Source organism: Nitrosomonas sp. Nm84, from assembly GCF_003201565.1.
In the GTDB taxonomy this organism is placed as follows: domain Bacteria; phylum Pseudomonadota; class Gammaproteobacteria; order Burkholderiales; family Nitrosomonadaceae; genus Nitrosomonas.
This window is the reverse complement of the sequence record NZ_QJJP01000001.1, coordinates 79,188-95,084: the sequence shown is the minus strand read 5'-3', so window position 1 is coordinate 95,084 and position 15,897 is coordinate 79,188. Positions and strand designations below refer to the sequence as shown.

The window sequence follows — 15,897 nt, the reverse complement described above, 5'->3', positions numbered from 1 at the left end:
TAACAGCTGCCAGGAAGCTGCTGTTATTTCTTTTCCTGATTGGGGGCATCGTGTAGAGATTCACCGACACCCGAAGGTTGATGTGATTCAGTGTGCGATTGCGGTGTCAACAAGTTCGCTGACGGATTTACATTATTTTTTGCATCAGTAACGGTAGTTTCCAACTGATCGACACTTTGCCGTATTGAATTCTCAACCGATTGAACAGTATCTTGTACGGAGGATTGCATTTTTTTTAGCTCTTCCATGCGCATTTCATTATGAATGTCAGTTTTAACACTATAAACGAAGCCCCGGCAGCGTCCATATAAATGTCCCAATGTCCGCGCGACGGTAGGTAACCGCTCCGGTCCGATGACGATCAGCGCAACGATTGAAATGACCAGTATTTCCATGAAACTGATATCGAACATGTCGTGACTAAACTTTGATAATGAAACGTTTATTAAGCTCGAATGTGTCGGATCTTAATTTTAGAGAAACTGTGAAATATCTACATCTTAGCTTGTGTTTTTTCCTTGACTTCGGTGTCGGTGGTTTGACTATTGACGCTGGTCGATTGCGATGTGTTGTTTTCGGTTGTGGCTTTATCCGCCTGCGTAGGTGCCGTGGAGAAGCTTGTCGGAGTACGGTGCTCTTCTCTACTGCTTTCTTTAAAGGCGCTTGTTGAAGTTTCCTTCCTTGCTTCAACTTCGATGATCGGGTCGTTGGTGCGACTTGATTGGGATGTGGTATTTTCAGCTTCTGGTTCTTTCATCCCATCCTTAAAGCCCTTAATGGCGTTTCCCAGGTCACCTCCCAGATTACGTAATTTCTTGGTGCCAAATACCAAAACGACAATGATCAATACAATTATCCAATGCCAAATACTGAATGTACCCATTACTTTCTCCTGTTAAATGGAACAGAGTACTAGCCTAGCCTTGATGAATCATTGCAGGCAGGCGCTCCCTGCCACCGATGATATGGAAGTGCAAATGAAACACTTCCTGTCCACCTACACGCCCAGTATTGATAATAGTGCGAAAACCATCTTCACAACCTTGTTCTTTTGCTAGGTTAGGCGCTAATAATAGCATTTTACCCAATAAACTCTGATGATTATCTTGAATATCGGTGAGTGAATCAATATGTAACTTGGGAATCAGTAAGAAATGAACAGGTGCGGCGGGATTGATGTCATTGAAAGCAAGAATGTTTTCATCTTCATAGATTTTATTGCAGGGGATTTCTTTTCTGATTATTTTGCAAAATATACAGTTATCCATAGGTTAGCCTATTGTTCTCGATGCTTTCTCTTCTATCCCGGAGATACCTTCACGCCTTGCCAGTTCTTGCAACACATCGTCAGGCGTCAATCCATGATAGGCCAATAATACCAAGCAGTGAAACCATAAATCAGCGGTTTCATAGATGACTTGCTCGACATTGCCATCTTTAGATGCCATCAATGTTTCAGCAGATTCTTCTGCAATTTTCTTGAGTATCTTATCGTGCCCTCCATGAAACAGCTTGGCGACGTACGAGCTATTCGCATCGGCCAGTTTACGTGCTTCAATGGTTTCCGCCAAGCGGCTGAGAATGCTTAAATCAGTCATTTATTATAAATTTCTTCCGGGTCTTTGATTACGGGAGCCGCGACAATCCATTCATTGCCTTCCAGTTTCTGAAAAAAACAATTATGTCTGCCGGTATGGCATGCAATACCGCCTACCTGCTCTACGATGAGGAGTAATACATCCTCATCACAGTCAAGGTAAATATCTTTTATTTTTTGGATATGGCCGGATTCTTCACCTTTATGCCACAATTTTTTGCGGGAGCGCGACCAGTATACCGCCTCATGTTTTTCCACAGTCAGCTTGAGTGCTTCTCGATTCATCCAAGCAAACATGAGAATCTTACCACTATCAGCTTCCTGAGCGATTACTGGTATCAGGCCATCTTCAGACCAGTTGATTTTGTTAAGCCAAGTATCAGGAGGCATAATTAGGTAACACGTTCGTAACGTTTAAGTGATAGATTTTGCCAGCAATCTTAACATGATAAGCGTACTTCAATACCATGTTGTGCCATATACTGCTTGGCTTGTTGCACAGTAAATTCACCATAGTGAAAAATGCTGGCCGCCAACACTGCATCTGCGTGACCTTGCAGGATACCGCCAACCAGATGATCCAGATTGCCAACGCCGCCACTGGCAATAACCGGTATGTCAATTGCATCTGAAACAGCGTGTGTCAAAGCGATATCAAAACCATTGCGCGTACCATCCCTGTCCATACTAGTGAGTAAAATTTCACCGGCTCCTAAGGATTGCATTTTTTTTGCCCATTCAATCGCATCAATGCCCGTGGCTTTACGTCCACCATGCGTAAAAACTTCCCAGCGCGGCAGGCTATCGGGTGAATTCACCTGTTTTGCGTCAATTGCCACCACAATGCATTGAGAACCATAATGATCCGATGCATCGGCCACTAGCTGCGGATTCAGAACCGCGGATGTGTTGATACTGACCTTGTCGGCACCGGCATTGAGTAGGCGACGGACATCGTCGACCTGGCGCACGCCACCCCCCACGGTCAGAGGAATAAATACCTGAGCAGCGACATCTTCAATGATGTGTAGAATGAGATCACGATTATCAGAACTGGCTGTGATGTCCAGGAAAGTGAGTTCATCGGCGCCTTGCTCGTCATAACGACGCGAAATTTCCACCGGGTCGCCGGCGTCGCGCAGTTCGACAAAATTAACGCCTTTAACAACACGTCCGTTGGTTACATCCAAGCATGGAATGATTCGTTTAGCGAGGCTCATCAGATTTAAAAGCCGATTGTGAAAATAAGAGAAAGATAATGAATTGTGAGTGTGCAGTCGTAGCGTCTGTGTTATGAAATACCGCTATCTTTGCTGAGCTTGTCGGCCAATATCTGAGCTTCTTTGAAATCCAGAGAACCCTCATAGATTGCGCGTCCCGTGATGGCGCCCATGATGCCTTCTGATTCAATTTCACACAATTTATGGACATCATCAATATTGGTAATGCCGCCGCTGGCGATGACCGGTATCGTGAGCTCTCTGGCCAATTCAACGGTCGCCTTGATGTTGACGCCATTGAGCATGCCATCCCTGCCGATATCCGTGTAGATAATGGCTTCTACGCCGTAGTCTTCAAATTTTTTAGCCAGATCAACGACGTCATGTCCGGTGATTTTTGACCAGCCATCGACGGCTACCTTGCCATCTTTCGCATCCAATCCGACCATGATCTGACCTGGAAAAGCATTACAGGCATCCTGCAGAAAACCAGGTATTTTAATGGCTGCGGTACCAATAATGATGTAGGTGATGCCATCATCCAGATAACGCTCAATGGTATCGAGATCGCGGATACCACCGCCTAATTGAATTGGAATTTGACCATCAATGGCCGATACAATATCACGTATCGCCGCTTCATTTCTTGGTTTGCCGGCAAATGCACCGTTTAAATCGACAAGATGAAGTCTGCGTGCGCCTTGACTTAACCAATGTGCTGCCATCTCAGCAGGTGCTTCGGAAAATACCGTGGCATCTTCCATAACCCCTTGTTTGAGTCGAACACAATGTCCATCTTTAAGATCTATTGCAGGAATAATCAGCATAGCTTAATCAGAATTAATAGTTGATTAATAGAGTTGGTTTATTACTTCTTGGCTTTAGAAATGTGGTGTCCATTTGGCAAAATTACTCAATAGTGTCAATCCTGCTAATTGGCTTTTCTCGGGATGAAACTGTACTGCGAAAATATTATCCTTTGCAACGGCACAAGTAAATGGAAAAGGATAATTGCTATGTGCAGCAATTGATACGGCATCAGTAGTCTCAACATAATAGCTATGTACAAAATAAAAACGTGCATCTGCCGCAATACCTTCCCATAAAGGGTGTTTAATAGCTTGATAAACTTGATTCCAGCCCATATGGGGTACTTTAAGTTTCTGCCCATCCGCTGTTTTCATGACTGCGGCAGGAAAGTGTACAACCTTGCCGGGCAGAATGTTTAAACCTTTGACATTTCCTTCTTCACTTTCTTCGAACAACATTTGCAGACCGAGACAGATGCCAAGAAATGGTTTGTCTGCAGCCGCCTCCATGACGGCTTCACGCAATCCGCGAGTCTCAAGCTCATGCATACAATTGCGCATGGCGCCTTGTCCGGGTACTACAATCTTTTTCGCTTTCCGCACGATATCCGGGTCGCTGGTAACGGTAGTCGAGACGGTTGGTGCAACATGTTCAAGCGCTTTATGTACGGAACGCAAATTTCCCATTCCATAATCAACAATTGCGATATCAGTCATACGATGATGTTTATGAACAAGGTTACTTATAAAGTGCCTTTGGTGGATGGAATAATACCGACTGCGCCAGGATCATGTTCAATCGCCACACGCAGCGCCCGCCCAAATGCCTTGAATATGGTTTCAGCCTGATGGTGTGCGTTTTTTCCCGACAGATTGTCAATATGCAGGGTTACCAGAGCGTGATTGATGAATCCCTGGAAAAATTCGTGGATAAGGTCAGCATCAAAATCACCAATGCGCGCTCGCACAAAGTCGACATTGAATACCAGGCCCGGGCGTCCGGATAAATCAATGACGACACGTGATAATGCTTCATCAAGGGGCACATAGGCATGGCCATAGCGGCGCAACCCTTTCTTGTCGCCCACTGCCTGAGTAAAAGCTTGACCGAGCGTGATACCAATATCTTCAACGGTGTGGTGTGCGTCGATATGCAAATCGCCCTTGGCAGTAATTTCAAGGTCAATCATGCCATGACGGGTAATCTGATCAAGCATGTGATCCAGAAAAGGTATCCCTGAATTTAAAACGGACTTGCCTGTTCCATCTAAATTCAGATTGATGCCGATTTGAGTTTCCAGCGTATTTCTTGTTACCTGTGCTTGGCGCATAGAATAAAGTTTTTGATTAATACGGGGATTGTGAGTGAGTTTTAAGCTGTTTCACTAAGTATGGCATGCAATGTTGCGCAAAACTGTGCGTTTTCATCAGGTGTACCTACTGTTACACGTAGACAATTTTCTAATAATGGGTGCGTACCATCAAGGTTTTTTATGAGTATTTTCCGCTGCTTAAGTGCCTGAAAGATCTGGCTGGCCGCATGGATACGGAACAGAATAAAATTAGCATCCGAAGGAAATACTTCTATGCCGCTGATTGTACCAAGATATGCATTCATTTTGGTACGTTCTGATTTGATAGCTTCTGCTTGTTCCAATAGCACATGAGTGTGATGCAATACCTTTTCCGCGATTAGTTGCGTCATTATGCCAACATTATAAGGTAAACGCATCTTTTCAAACTGCACTAACCATTCACGTCGGCCTACCAATAGACCCAATCGTAAGCCAGCCAATCCTAATTTGGATAGTGTGCGCATTAATAACAGGTTGGGGTATTGCGCTAGTCTATCCATTAAACTGGCATCGGCAAAAGCATGGTAGGCTTCATCGATAACCACTATGCCGGAAGTTGCCTGAATGATGCGCACAATGGCATCGGCATTAAATAAATTCCCAGTTGGGTTATTGGGATAGGCTAAGAAAATAACGGCTGGTTTGTGCGTTGCAATGGCTGCTAACATGGCCTCCGGATCAAGCGTGAAGTCTTTTTTTAGCGGTACGCCGACATATTGGATATTTGCGAATGTGGCAATCATCCGAAACATGACAAATGCGGGTTCAACGCTCATTAGTACTGCATTCGGTTTGGCAATCGCCATGGCAATGATTTGGATAATCTCATCCGATCCATTGCCCAGCAGAATATCCATATCGTCAGTAATAGCCAGCGCCTGACGCAATGTTGCCTTCAGTGAAATGGCACTGGCATCAGGATAACGATTGACGGGCGCATGCATCGTTAATTGCGCAATCTCATCACGCAAAACGGGTGGTAGCGGATAGGGGTTTTCCATGGCATCCAGCTTGATCATGCCTGTAGCGGGCGGCACATGATAAGCTGACAGCGCGAGAATTTCCGGACGGATAATTTGATCTGGGTTATGAAAAATAGACATAGCCGTTTATTCTAACCCAACGCAGGTTTAAAGTTGAGAGTGAGAATTCAATTTTGTTGAATTATTTACAGTAAGCGGCTCATATCCCTGCTCCTGAACCCGATCAATGATTCCGAAAAATTCTTCTCGAAGGCGATGACCTTAAATAACTCACCCATTTCAGCCGGGCTGACCAGTTTTTGCAGTTGATTCGCTTGCGGTAAGTAATTACTGCTGTCTTCAGAAGATGTTTGTGCCAGAATTTTGGTGATACCACAATTAATCAGGAAATGTGCCTGTGTAGTGTAACCCGCAAGCAGTAATCCAGCATCTTCCGCAGCGCGAGTTATCGCACTGAAGTCCACGTGGCAGGTGATATCCTGCAGGCCAGGCAAGTAGAATGGATCGTTATGCGCATAATGGCGATAATGGCACATTAGCGTACCTTGATTGCGTTGAGGATGATAGTATTCGGTGCGACCAAAACCATAATCAATCAATAAGATAACACCTTGATGCAGAATGCTTGCTAGGCTGCGCATGAAGTAAGTGGCGGCGAGATTGATTTCGCTGACATAGGGGTGAATCAAGTCATTATTGGGATTTACCAGCGGTATTAATTGGCTGGCGCTATCATGAAGTTCTGCATTGTGGATGGGGCGATCCTGCCACGCGAATTGGTCGTTTTCCCAAATGACACCGCGCTCATACAACGTATTGTTATGCCATGTCACGATATGGATCGGCATGGCATCGAGTACTTCATTGGCAAGAATGACGCCATCAAATTGGCTAGGTAATTGCTCCAACCATTCCAGCAAATGTTCAAGATGAGGCGCCTTGCTGGCAAACAGCATGTGTTGTCGCTGACGTAGTTCGGCACTGACTTCAAGAATGAAGTATTTATTCGGTAAAGCATCTAATTTTTCCAGCTCCAACAGCAAATCCAGTGCCAGTTTGCCGGATCCGGCGCCAAATTCAAGAATATCCGCTCGGTTAATTTGCCGGGAAATCTGCAGCACTTGTTGTGCCAACGTGCGACCAAACAACGGAGAAATTTCCGGTGCGGTGACAAAATCACCTGCACTGCCTAATTTGGTTGTTCCACAGGTGTAATACCCCATTCCTGGTGCATACAGCGCCAAGTTCATAAATTGCTCGAAGGAAATCCAACCGTCTGCAGTATGAATCCGATCCCGAATTAGTGTTTGTAGCGAATGGCTATGTGCGAGTGCAGATTCACTGGCGAGTGGTAGAGATGCATGTAAAGACATAAAAAAGGACGTTTATGGTAAATTGCAAATGGCGATTGTCGGTCAAGCCGTAGTGTAGCAGCACTCAATGTTTTGAAGGAGGTGTATGTGCAGGGGAAAGTGATATTGATTACTGGTGGGGCAAAGCGAGTAGGGGCTGCCATTTGTCGCAGGTTGCACACACAAGGTGCGAATATGGTCGTGCATTATCGTTCTTCATTGGATGAGGCGAGCGCTTTGCAAAATGAATTGAATCAAAAACGCCCCAATTCAGTGGCACTCGTGCAAGCGGATTTGCTAGATACAGAGTTGTTGTCCGACTTGGTTGAAAAAGCAGCAAAGCGTTTTGGACAACTGGATGTATTGATTAATAATGCTTCCAGCTTTTTCCCGACGCCACTGGATCAATGTACGCTGAAAGATTGGATTGATCTGGCCGGCAGTAATTTGCAAGCGCCATTGTTTTTATCCCAGGCCGTAGCGCCTTATCTGAAAAAACAATGTGGTTGCATTATTAACATTGTCGATATTCATACCGAACGACCTCTAAAAAACTATGTCATCTACAATGCCGCCAAAGGCGGGTTATTATCACTGACCAAGTCGCTGGCCGTGGAAATGGCGCCGGAAGTGCGTGTCAATGGCGTTTCGCCGGGGCCTATCTTATGGCCGGAAGATGGGGAATGGACTGATGAAGCGGCGCGCCAACAGATTATTGCCAGCACTTTGCTCAAACGCTGCGGCGAACCGGATGATATCGCTAAAACCGTACAGTTTCTGATTGCCGATGCTCCTTATATCACCGGACAGATCATTGCGGTGGATGGCGGGCGCAGTATCCATCTATGATGATTCATCATTCGCCAAACGCATTTTTGATCCATTCAATTTTCTTCCCATCTGCACCTGTCAGCAGCAATGCATCAAAGCGGCAGGGCGGTTCGGTATTGAGTTCGGACAAATAATGCCGCGCGGTGTGCAATAGCTTAGCTTGTTTGGCTGGCGTGATACTGGCGGCAGCACCGCCAAAAAATTCATTTGCGCGCATGCGCACTTCAACAAATACCAGGGTGGCTCCGTCACGCATGATCAGATCAATTTCTCCAAAGCGACAATGGTAATTTTTTGCCACTAGAGTTAGGCGATGGCTTTGCAGGTATGATACGGCCACTTGCTCGGCATCACTGCCCTTCATGAAATGTGGTGTCTTTCGGCTGGTTGATGAGTTGTAGTTTACCTTGCTCAAACTGAGCAGCGACAGGTTCACGTACGAATTGGTTGGGCGGCACAAAATGGATGTGACCGGTTACTCCGTCGAAAGCAACGTCGTAGACAGATTGCGGTTGCAACAGATGGGTCATCAAACGAAAAGCATCGATGCCCAACGCATACAGGCGTTTCATATCGGTACTGCGGGCTTTATCGGTGTGGCGATAGGCCATGACAGCAGGGTGATCGGGTTGTAATAACCATGGCATGTCCACAAACTGAATGCCATTCAGATCATTGTTAAACAGAAAGTTATCGTCACCTATGAAAACTTGCGAGGTGGCATACACGGGAACATCGGGATTAAGGTATGTGCGTAGTGCGCGTGATTTTGCAGCATCCAAAGCAAGGAAAATTAAGCGATCCTGGCCGGTTGTCAAACCACGAAGCTGCTGGAGTTTGGCTGGGTCTTCCGTATAGCGCAATGATTCGGCGGTTCTACCATCTTCACTGTGCCAGCGTTCCGCAAAGGCAGTTTGCAAACGTTTGGATAACGCGCCATCATCGCTGATGATGATGGCATGGTTTTTTCCGCTGGTTAAAGCCAATTCTGCGATTTGACTGGCTTCCGTTTCCATCTGTAAGCCAAACAAATACAGCTTGGACGGTAAAGTCACTGAATTGTCGACGGTATTTAATGCCAGTGTAGGCACTTCCAGAATTTTACTGGACGCCATGGCCGAGACACCATCCCGGGTAAGCGGTCCGACGACGAATACGGCGCCGGCAGCCAACGCCTGCTGATAGGTAATGAAAATATCCAGGGGATCGTCTGTCGTGGCATATAATCGGATGACGTATGGTAAGGGTTGTTCGCGCATGGTAGCAGCAACAAACCCTTCTTTGACCATATTGGCGGCTTCTGCAAATGAAGGGGATTCTAACGGTAGAAGTAGTGCAATATGATGCACAAGTTGAGGCTCTGACGCATTTCCCCACTGCAAACGCACCATTGAATCAGTAGCCGTTGCCACTGGGCTAACAGACAGCGAAATGATTGTCAGAGCAATTATAAAAAAATGTTGCATAGTGAGGATTATGCTGGAAAAAAAAGCATTATATGTGGTTGCTACACCAATAGGAAATTTAAACGATATTAGCTTGCGCGCATTAGACATATTGGCAAAAGTTGATGTGGTTGCGGCTGAACATGTACAAAATTCCAAACATTTGTTGGCGATGCATGCTATCACAGCAAAGTTGATCAGCTTGCATCAGCACAATGAAACGGTCGTTGCAGACAAAATATTAACACTACTGGATGCTGGAAAAAGCGTCGCACTGGTGACGGATGCGGGTACTCCCGGTATTTCTGATCCCGGTGCGATTCTGGTTAGGCGCGTGCGGGAGCAAGGCTTTTCCGTCATTCCGATTCCCGGCGCCAATGCAGCCATTTGTGCGATGTCAGCGGCCGGAATCGTGCATCCGCATTTTCTATTTTATGGTTTTCTCCCTAACAAAACCGGATTGCGCAAACGTGAATTGACAGCGCTGAAGTCGCAATCGTGTACGTTGATATTTTATGAGGCGCCGCATCGGATTCTGGAATGTGTGGCTGATATGGTGGATATCTTTGGCCCACGACGCCAAATGATCATTGCCCGGGAATTAACCAAATTATTCGAGACCATTCATGACGGGACACTGGAAACGGTATATGCCTGGCTACAGGCAGATGCCAATCAGCAGAAAGGTGAATTTGTTTTGATCGTGTCAGGCGCAGAAATCCTGGAGAAAACTGAGATCGGTGAGCAGGCCCAACATACACTGCAATGCTTGTTGGCCGAACTGCCACTAAAGCAAGCGGTTAAGCTGACCACCGAAATTACCGGTGAAAATAAGAATGCGCTGTACCAACTTGCGCTGGCATTGAAACAACCGAAATAGCATGTTGGCTGAGATATAATGCCGCCATTTCAACATACTCCGGATTAATCGTGGACAGTATAACCATCACCCGCCCCGACGACTGGCACTTGCATGTGCGCGATGGCGAGCAAATGCATGCCGTATTGCCGCATAGCGCCAAGCAATTTGCACGTGCCATTATCATGCCGAACCTTAAACCGCCGGTAGTGACAACTGATACGGCGCTGGCGTACCGCGCACGCATACTGGCGGCTTTGCCGGCAACGCTGCAATCCGGTTTTGAGCCATTGATGACCCTTTATCTGACGGATAATACGCCGCCTGCAGAAGTCATCCGGGCTAAAGCGAGCGGGGTGGTACATGGTGTGAAATTGTATCCGGCGGGTGCAACGACGAATTCGGATGCCGGGGTGACCGATATCACCAAATGCTACGCTACCTTGGACGCCATGGAACAAAATGATCTACCATTGTTGGTGCATGGTGAAGTGACGGATCCTGATGTGGATGTGTTTGATAAAGAGAAAGCTTTCATCGACCGAATACTTGCGCCACTGACACAGCGTTTTCCAAATTTACGCATCGTGTTTGAACATGTCACCACTCGCGATGCGGTGGCGTTTGTCAAACAAACATCCAATGCTATCGCCGCCACGATTACAGCGCATCATCTGTTGCTGAATCGTAACGCGATCTTTCAGGGCGGCATCCGACCACATTACTTTTGCCTACCGATATTGAAGCGTGAAACTCATCGGCAAGCCTTGCTGGAAGCAGCTACCAGTGGCAATCCCAAATTTTTTCTGGGTACCGACAGTGCACCGCATTCGCAAGCCAATAAAGAGAATGCCTGTGGTTGTGCAGGGATTTTTACTGCGCATGCAGCCATTGAATTATATGCGACAGCATTTGAGCAAGCCGGCGCGTTGGAAAAATTGGAAGCTTTCGCCAGTTTTCATGGTGCGGATTTCTATCAACTGCCGCGCAATAAAGATGTTATTACACTGAAAAAAGACCGTTGGATTGTGCCGGAATATTTCGAGTTTGCGGGAGAAAAACTGATACCGCTTTATGCGAACACCGGCTTGACTTGGAGGCTGACGTAACGCCGGGAAATACGCACGAATCGGTGCAGACAAAAGAACTTACCAGTGTTTTAACGCTCGATTCCAAAGATAGAGTAGGCGTGCAAACCCGTTATAAGCGACACGTGCAAGCGGCCTGATAATCGGCAATTTAAACACCTGCGCCAGCCAGCGTTGCCCCGGCGTTTGCTGCCAGAGCGCAATGAATGCATCGATACCGACATTAAGTTCGTTGTTGTCATTTTTGACGTGCAAGCGCTCGCGAACTTGTTCGAGCGAATCGTTTACTTCTGCAGCCGCCGTCGGGTTGTTATGTACATCCACCCACTCAATATCGCTAACACCACATTTCTCCATGCGCTGGCGCTGATCTTTGATTCCCGCATTGCAAACCGGACAAGCGCTGTTGTAATAGACTTTAGTAGGCATTGGCAACCCGGGCTTAATAAAACGACGGCATCGACATTCCCATCCACAGCATGACCAGAACAATCATTGTAATACCTATCCCGATGGTTCCAATCATCATGCCGATCAGTATGGTGACGCCATCTCTGTTGAGAAGCCCCAGCGACATGATCAATATTCCGCAACCTGGCGGGAAATTGGTCAAGGGTAGCGGCAGCGATATGGAGAGCGCAAAAACAAAGGAAAAAATACCGATGATTCTTTCCCACGTATGCACGCCGATATAAGTCATGCGTGGTTGCATGCGATTTTCAAGTTTCTTGAGCCATGGATTTGCCTTGGCTACTATTTTCTCCAGATGGACGCGTTGAATGCATTTTTTTTCAATCCAAGCCGGTAGCCAAGGTGCTCGCATACCGAGAACCATTTGTATCGAGAAAATGAATAAGGGGATAGAAAACAGTGTGGTATAGCCTGGTGGAACAGGTACCGGTAGACAAATCGGAAGGGCGGCAATGGCCATTAAGATGCCAAAACCACGCTCATGCAGTGCATTCTTGATTTCACCGACTGTCATGGCTTCTTGTTTATTTTCTACCACGACAATGGCCAGGAAATCGGAAGTGGGGCGCTCTTTTTCTTTGACTGTCATGAGTTACTCCTTTTTCTACAGTGAATATGACTCAATACACAAAATCTAACGGCCTGCCAAGCAAACTATTCATATCGCAACGCATCAACCGGTTTTAGCGAAGCGGCCTTCTTAGCGGGATAAAAACCAAAAAATATGCCAATTGCCGAAGAAAATAAAAAGGCCAGCCCAATCATGCCCAGCGTAATCACGATCAGCATGTCAGCGAATTGGCTGACTAGCCAGGCGCCGCCAATACCCAATAACAAACCGATCAATCCACCCATAATACAGATCATCATCGCTTCTAGCAGAAATTGCGTCAAAATTGCACGCTGATTGGCGCCAATGGCCATACGAATACCAATTTCACGCGTGCGTTCAGTCACAGAAACCAACATGATGTTCATAATACCGATTCCACCTACCAATAAAGAAACTGAGGCAATTGCGCCTAATACAATCGACATGACTTTTGCCGCATCGGTTGCAACATCCGCAATAGCCGTTAAATTGCGCACCGTGAAATCATTTTCTTTGCCTTGTGCAATGCGGTGACGCTGGCGTAGTAATTGGGTAATTTCTATTTCAGCAATATCCATATCATCCGCTGATTTCGCTTGTACCAGCATATATCGGATGGAACCGGGAAACTGATTACCGGTAACCTGTCTTTCGCTGGTTGTGATCGGTATGAAAACCGCGTCGTCCTGATCGCGCCCGGTCAAACTTTGACCTTTGGCCATCAGTACGCCGGCAACCATAAAAGGGCGATTGGTAATACGGATGGTTTTTCCAATCGGATCTTCATCGCCGAACAGGTTTTTCGCTGTGACAGAGCCTAGAACAGCCAAGCGGGCGGCTGAACGCAGATCGGACTCTGTAAAGGCTGTGCCCGATTCCATTTTCCAGTTACCGACCGCAAAATAATTCGGTGTGGTACCTGTGATGATGGTGCTCCAATTCTTGGCGGCGTAATTGAGCTGCACGGTTCCGCTAGTGATAGGTGCAGTGGCGCTGATGGACGATAACTCTGCAATGGCATAAGCATCATTGATGGTTAAGGTTCTGATGCTGCCGCTGCCAAAACTGAACCCGCCGGAAGAGGTGGCGCCCGGAACTACGATAAATAGATTGCTACCCATCGCCGCGATGGTTTCATTGATTTTGGTTCGCGCGCCTTGACCGATGGATAGCATGAGCACCACAGCGGCTACACCAATGATCATGCCCAGCATGGTTAATCCGCTGCGTAACCGATTCTGGCGCAGGGCACGCAATGCTTCACCGATAATGGCAAACAAGTTCATGATGTCAATAGGAGCGGATCATGAACAGAATATAATTCTGAATAATCATTAAACCAACTGAAATCATGTAACTTCATGCAAAGTTGTTGCAACTGTGTTGTTTTTGTCAACAATGATGTGTCCGTCCTTTAAGCGAATTAAGCGTTTTGCGTACGCCGCGATATCGTCTTCATGCGTCACCAGTACGATGGTGATGCCTTGATCGCGATTGAGTTGTTCAAACAACAACATAATTTCACTACTGGTTTGTGTATCGAGATTGCCTGTTGGTTCATCCGCCAAGATCAATGGTGGGTGATTGATCAGTGCACGGCTGATAGCGACACGTTGTTGCTGACCGCCGGAAAGTTGATTGGGCTGGTGCATGGCAAAATTTTCCAGTCCGGTACGGCGCAGAAATTCTAACGCCTGCTTACGGCTATTGGCGCGGTTGACACCCGCGTACAGCAGTGGCGTTGCCACGTTATCCAAAGCCGTCATACGCTTGAGCAGGTTAAATCCCTGAAATACGAAACCAATGCTTTGATTGCGAACATGCGCCAATTCATTACTGGAAAGTGCGGCGACATTTCTTCCGGATAACCAATACGAACCGCTCGTCGGCGTATCCAAGCAACCCAGTATGTTCATCAGTGTGGATTTGCCCGAACCGGAATGTCCCATAATGGCGACGAATTCGCCCTGGTTGATGGTCAAATTGATATTGAATAAAACCTGAGTGGTGATGGTTTTGCCGTTAGCATCTTGCAAACTATAACTCTTGCAAAGATTTTCTATTTGAATGAGTGGATTGGCAGAGTGCGTGGCCTGAATCGACGACATCAGAATACTCTTAACTTAAATTTGCTTTCGGCTTCTTTTTTATTGACGACTTCACTGATGATCACTTTATCGCCTACCTGTATTTCACCGTCGATGATTTCGGTGAAATTGCCATCGGTAATGCCGGCAGCGACATGAACAGGTGTGGGTTGATCTTGCGACAACAGATAGAGCGTTGGCTGGTTCGCAGGTTTGCCGGGTTTGCCGCCTTCACTGGGTTCCGTGCTCTTGGGTTGGAAGCGTAAAGCGGCGTTAGGCACACGCAAGACATCGTTTTTTTGTGTAACCACAAAATGAATATTCGCCGTCATGCCGGGTAATAATGCGCCATCATCGTTATTGACCAGTGCGACAACGTTATAAGTGACGACATTTTCCAGGATGGTCGGATTCAGACGAATCTGTCCGACGGTACCGGTAAATTTGCGCTGCTGGAAGGCATCGACCGTGAAATTGATCAACTGGCCGATGTGTAACTGGCCGATATCGGCTTCTGCCACACTGATGTTGACTTGCATTTGCCGCAGATCCTTGGCGATCTGAAACAGTGTCGGTGTCTGGAAATTGGCCGCTACCGTTTGGCCGATATCGACATCGCGTGCAATGACGACACCCGATATCGGTGAGCGGATTACACTGTAATTCAGATTGGTCTGGTCGCGGTCCACTTGGGCCTTGCTGACAGCCAATTGCGCGCGGGCTGCCTCGGTTTCCTGTTCAATAGCTTGCAATGCTTCGAGTGAAACAAAATCCCGTTCTTTTAGCAGCCGGTGGCGCTTCAGCTTGCTTTCGGCAATTTTTAACGTGACCTGTGCGTTGAGAAGATTCGCTTTGGATTGCTGTAATTGCGCGCGAAATAAGGCCGGATCCAGTTCCATCAATATCTGCCCGACTTTTACTTCATCGTTATAGTCCGCATACAACTTAGCCACGGTACCCGAAACCTGCGTACCGACGTTGACCAGCACAACGGGGGTAAGGGTACCGTTGGCAGAAATGGTTTGTATGATGTCGCCGCGTTCGATTGTGCGGGTTTTATATTGACTGGTTTTAGATTCCTTCTGTCCACCGCTGTACCAATAGACGGCAGTGGCAACAATCATAATTAAAGCAATGACGATCTGTTTGGTGCTGACAGTAAACATTTAAGGTACTTGGTTAGATCCGAAAACTAATATTGATGGAGA

The 15,897-nt window shown here is 46.7% G+C and carries 20 protein-coding genes and 1 pseudogene; 3 read left to right on the top strand and 18 right to left on the bottom strand.

Features of this window, described 5'->3' with window-relative positions; genetic code table 11:
* Nucleotides 1-23: 23 nt before the first annotated feature.
* From tatB to C8R34_RS00460, 11 genes and pseudogenes are all read right to left on the bottom strand, one after another.
* On the bottom strand, nucleotides 24-413 hold the full coding sequence (tatB, locus tag C8R34_RS00510) for a Sec-independent protein translocase protein TatB (protein WP_110336777.1): 390 nt from the start codon (nucleotides 411-413) through the stop codon (nucleotides 24-26).
* Between the two features lie 317 nt (nucleotides 414-730).
* Nucleotides 731-883, bottom strand: a pseudogene (tatA, locus tag C8R34_RS16750) (Sec-independent protein translocase subunit TatA); the annotation flags it as partial.
* 34 nt (nucleotides 884-917) lie between these two features.
* The gene (locus tag C8R34_RS00500; protein WP_110336773.1) at nucleotides 918-1,268 is read right to left on the bottom strand and encodes a histidine triad nucleotide-binding protein; all 351 of its coding nucleotides are present in this window, start codon (nucleotides 1,266-1,268) and stop codon (nucleotides 918-920) included.
* A gap of 3 nt (nucleotides 1,269-1,271) precedes the next feature.
* Nucleotides 1,272-1,598, bottom strand: coding sequence for a phosphoribosyl-ATP diphosphatase (locus C8R34_RS00495; RefSeq protein WP_110336771.1), 327 nt, complete (start codon nucleotides 1,596-1,598; stop codon nucleotides 1,272-1,274).
* A complete protein-coding gene (gene hisI / locus C8R34_RS00490; RefSeq protein ID WP_110336769.1) occupies nucleotides 1,595-1,987 on the bottom strand; it encodes a phosphoribosyl-AMP cyclohydrolase in 393 nt (130 codons plus the stop codon). Before hisI ends, C8R34_RS00495 begins: the two co-directional genes overlap by 4 nt.
* Nucleotides 1,988-2,037: 50 nt before the next feature.
* Nucleotides 2,038-2,817, bottom strand: a complete 780-nt coding sequence (hisF, locus tag C8R34_RS00485; protein WP_110336767.1) for an imidazole glycerol phosphate synthase subunit HisF — start codon at nucleotides 2,815-2,817, stop codon at nucleotides 2,038-2,040.
* A 71-nt stretch (nucleotides 2,818-2,888) separates the two neighbouring features.
* Complete coding sequence (hisA, locus tag C8R34_RS00480) at nucleotides 2,889-3,644, bottom strand: 1-(5-phosphoribosyl)-5-[(5-phosphoribosylamino)methylideneamino]imidazole-4-carboxamide isomerase (protein ID WP_110336765.1); 756 nt, start codon at nucleotides 3,642-3,644, stop codon at nucleotides 2,889-2,891.
* A 54-nt stretch (nucleotides 3,645-3,698) separates the two neighbouring features.
* Nucleotides 3,699-4,343 (bottom strand): imidazole glycerol phosphate synthase subunit HisH, encoded by a 645-nt coding sequence (gene hisH / locus C8R34_RS00475; protein WP_110336763.1) that lies wholly within the window; start codon nucleotides 4,341-4,343, stop codon nucleotides 3,699-3,701.
* Between the two features lie 26 nt (nucleotides 4,344-4,369).
* Nucleotides 4,370-4,957 carry an imidazoleglycerol-phosphate dehydratase HisB gene (gene hisB / locus C8R34_RS00470; RefSeq protein ID WP_110336761.1) on the bottom strand — a complete coding sequence of 196 codons (588 nt, stop codon included), beginning with the start codon at nucleotides 4,955-4,957 and terminating at the stop codon, nucleotides 4,370-4,372.
* A 41-nt stretch (nucleotides 4,958-4,998) separates the two neighbouring features.
* Nucleotides 4,999-6,084, bottom strand: coding sequence for a histidinol-phosphate transaminase (hisC, locus tag C8R34_RS00465; protein WP_110336759.1), 1,086 nt, complete (start codon nucleotides 6,082-6,084; stop codon nucleotides 4,999-5,001).
* 65 nt (nucleotides 6,085-6,149) lie between these two features.
* Nucleotides 6,150-7,337, bottom strand: a complete 1,188-nt coding sequence (locus C8R34_RS00460; RefSeq protein WP_110336757.1) for a class I SAM-dependent methyltransferase — start codon at nucleotides 7,335-7,337, stop codon at nucleotides 6,150-6,152.
* An 87-nt stretch (nucleotides 7,338-7,424) separates the two neighbouring features.
* Between C8R34_RS00460 and C8R34_RS00455 the strand changes: the two genes are divergently transcribed.
* Nucleotides 7,425-8,165, top strand: coding sequence for a pteridine reductase (locus C8R34_RS00455; RefSeq protein ID WP_110336755.1), 741 nt, complete (start codon nucleotides 7,425-7,427; stop codon nucleotides 8,163-8,165).
* Between the two features lie 7 nt (nucleotides 8,166-8,172).
* Here C8R34_RS00455 and C8R34_RS00450 read toward each other — a convergent pair whose 3' ends face one another.
* Together C8R34_RS00450 and C8R34_RS00445 are read right to left on the bottom strand one after the other, a co-directional pair.
* Nucleotides 8,173-8,511, bottom strand: a complete 339-nt coding sequence (locus tag C8R34_RS00450) for a YraN family protein (protein ID WP_110336753.1) — start codon at nucleotides 8,509-8,511, stop codon at nucleotides 8,173-8,175.
* Nucleotides 8,498-9,613, bottom strand: a complete 1,116-nt coding sequence (locus tag C8R34_RS00445) for a penicillin-binding protein activator (RefSeq protein ID WP_110336751.1) — start codon at nucleotides 9,611-9,613, stop codon at nucleotides 8,498-8,500. The genes C8R34_RS00450 and C8R34_RS00445 overlap by 14 nt, the downstream gene beginning before the upstream one ends.
* Nucleotides 9,614-9,623: 10 nt before the next feature.
* Between C8R34_RS00445 and rsmI the strand changes: the two genes are divergently transcribed.
* Together rsmI and pyrC are read left to right on the top strand one after the other, a co-directional pair.
* Nucleotides 9,624-10,472, top strand: coding sequence for a 16S rRNA (cytidine(1402)-2'-O)-methyltransferase (gene rsmI, locus C8R34_RS00440; protein ID WP_110336749.1), 849 nt, complete (start codon nucleotides 9,624-9,626; stop codon nucleotides 10,470-10,472).
* Nucleotides 10,473-10,522: 50 nt separating this feature from the next.
* A complete protein-coding gene (gene pyrC / locus C8R34_RS00435; protein WP_110336747.1) occupies nucleotides 10,523-11,560 on the top strand; it encodes a dihydroorotase in 1,038 nt (345 codons plus the stop codon).
* A gap of 39 nt (nucleotides 11,561-11,599) precedes the next feature.
* On the opposite strand, the gene C8R34_RS00430 is transcribed toward pyrC, so the two are convergent.
* From C8R34_RS00430 to C8R34_RS00410, 5 genes are all read right to left on the bottom strand, one after another.
* Entirely contained in the window at nucleotides 11,600-11,968 is a 369-nt protein-coding gene (locus C8R34_RS00430) for a DUF393 domain-containing protein (protein WP_110336745.1), read from the bottom strand.
* 13 nt (nucleotides 11,969-11,981) lie between these two features.
* Nucleotides 11,982-12,599 (bottom strand): exopolysaccharide biosynthesis protein, encoded by a 618-nt coding sequence (locus C8R34_RS00425; RefSeq protein ID WP_110336743.1) that lies wholly within the window; start codon nucleotides 12,597-12,599, stop codon nucleotides 11,982-11,984.
* Nucleotides 12,600-12,664: 65 nt separating this feature from the next.
* Nucleotides 12,665-13,888: an ABC transporter permease gene (locus tag C8R34_RS00420; protein ID WP_110336741.1), complete on the bottom strand. Its 1,224-nt coding sequence runs from the start codon at nucleotides 13,886-13,888 to the stop codon at nucleotides 12,665-12,667.
* A 63-nt stretch (nucleotides 13,889-13,951) separates the two neighbouring features.
* On the bottom strand, nucleotides 13,952-14,710 hold the full coding sequence (locus tag C8R34_RS00415; protein WP_110336739.1) for an ABC transporter ATP-binding protein: 759 nt from the start codon (nucleotides 14,708-14,710) through the stop codon (nucleotides 13,952-13,954).
* Nucleotides 14,710-15,855 carry an efflux RND transporter periplasmic adaptor subunit gene (locus C8R34_RS00410; protein ID WP_110336737.1) on the bottom strand — a complete coding sequence of 382 codons (1,146 nt, stop codon included), beginning with the start codon at nucleotides 15,853-15,855 and terminating at the stop codon, nucleotides 14,710-14,712. Before C8R34_RS00410 ends, C8R34_RS00415 begins: the two co-directional genes overlap by 1 nt.
* Nucleotides 15,856-15,897 lie beyond the last annotated feature (42 nt).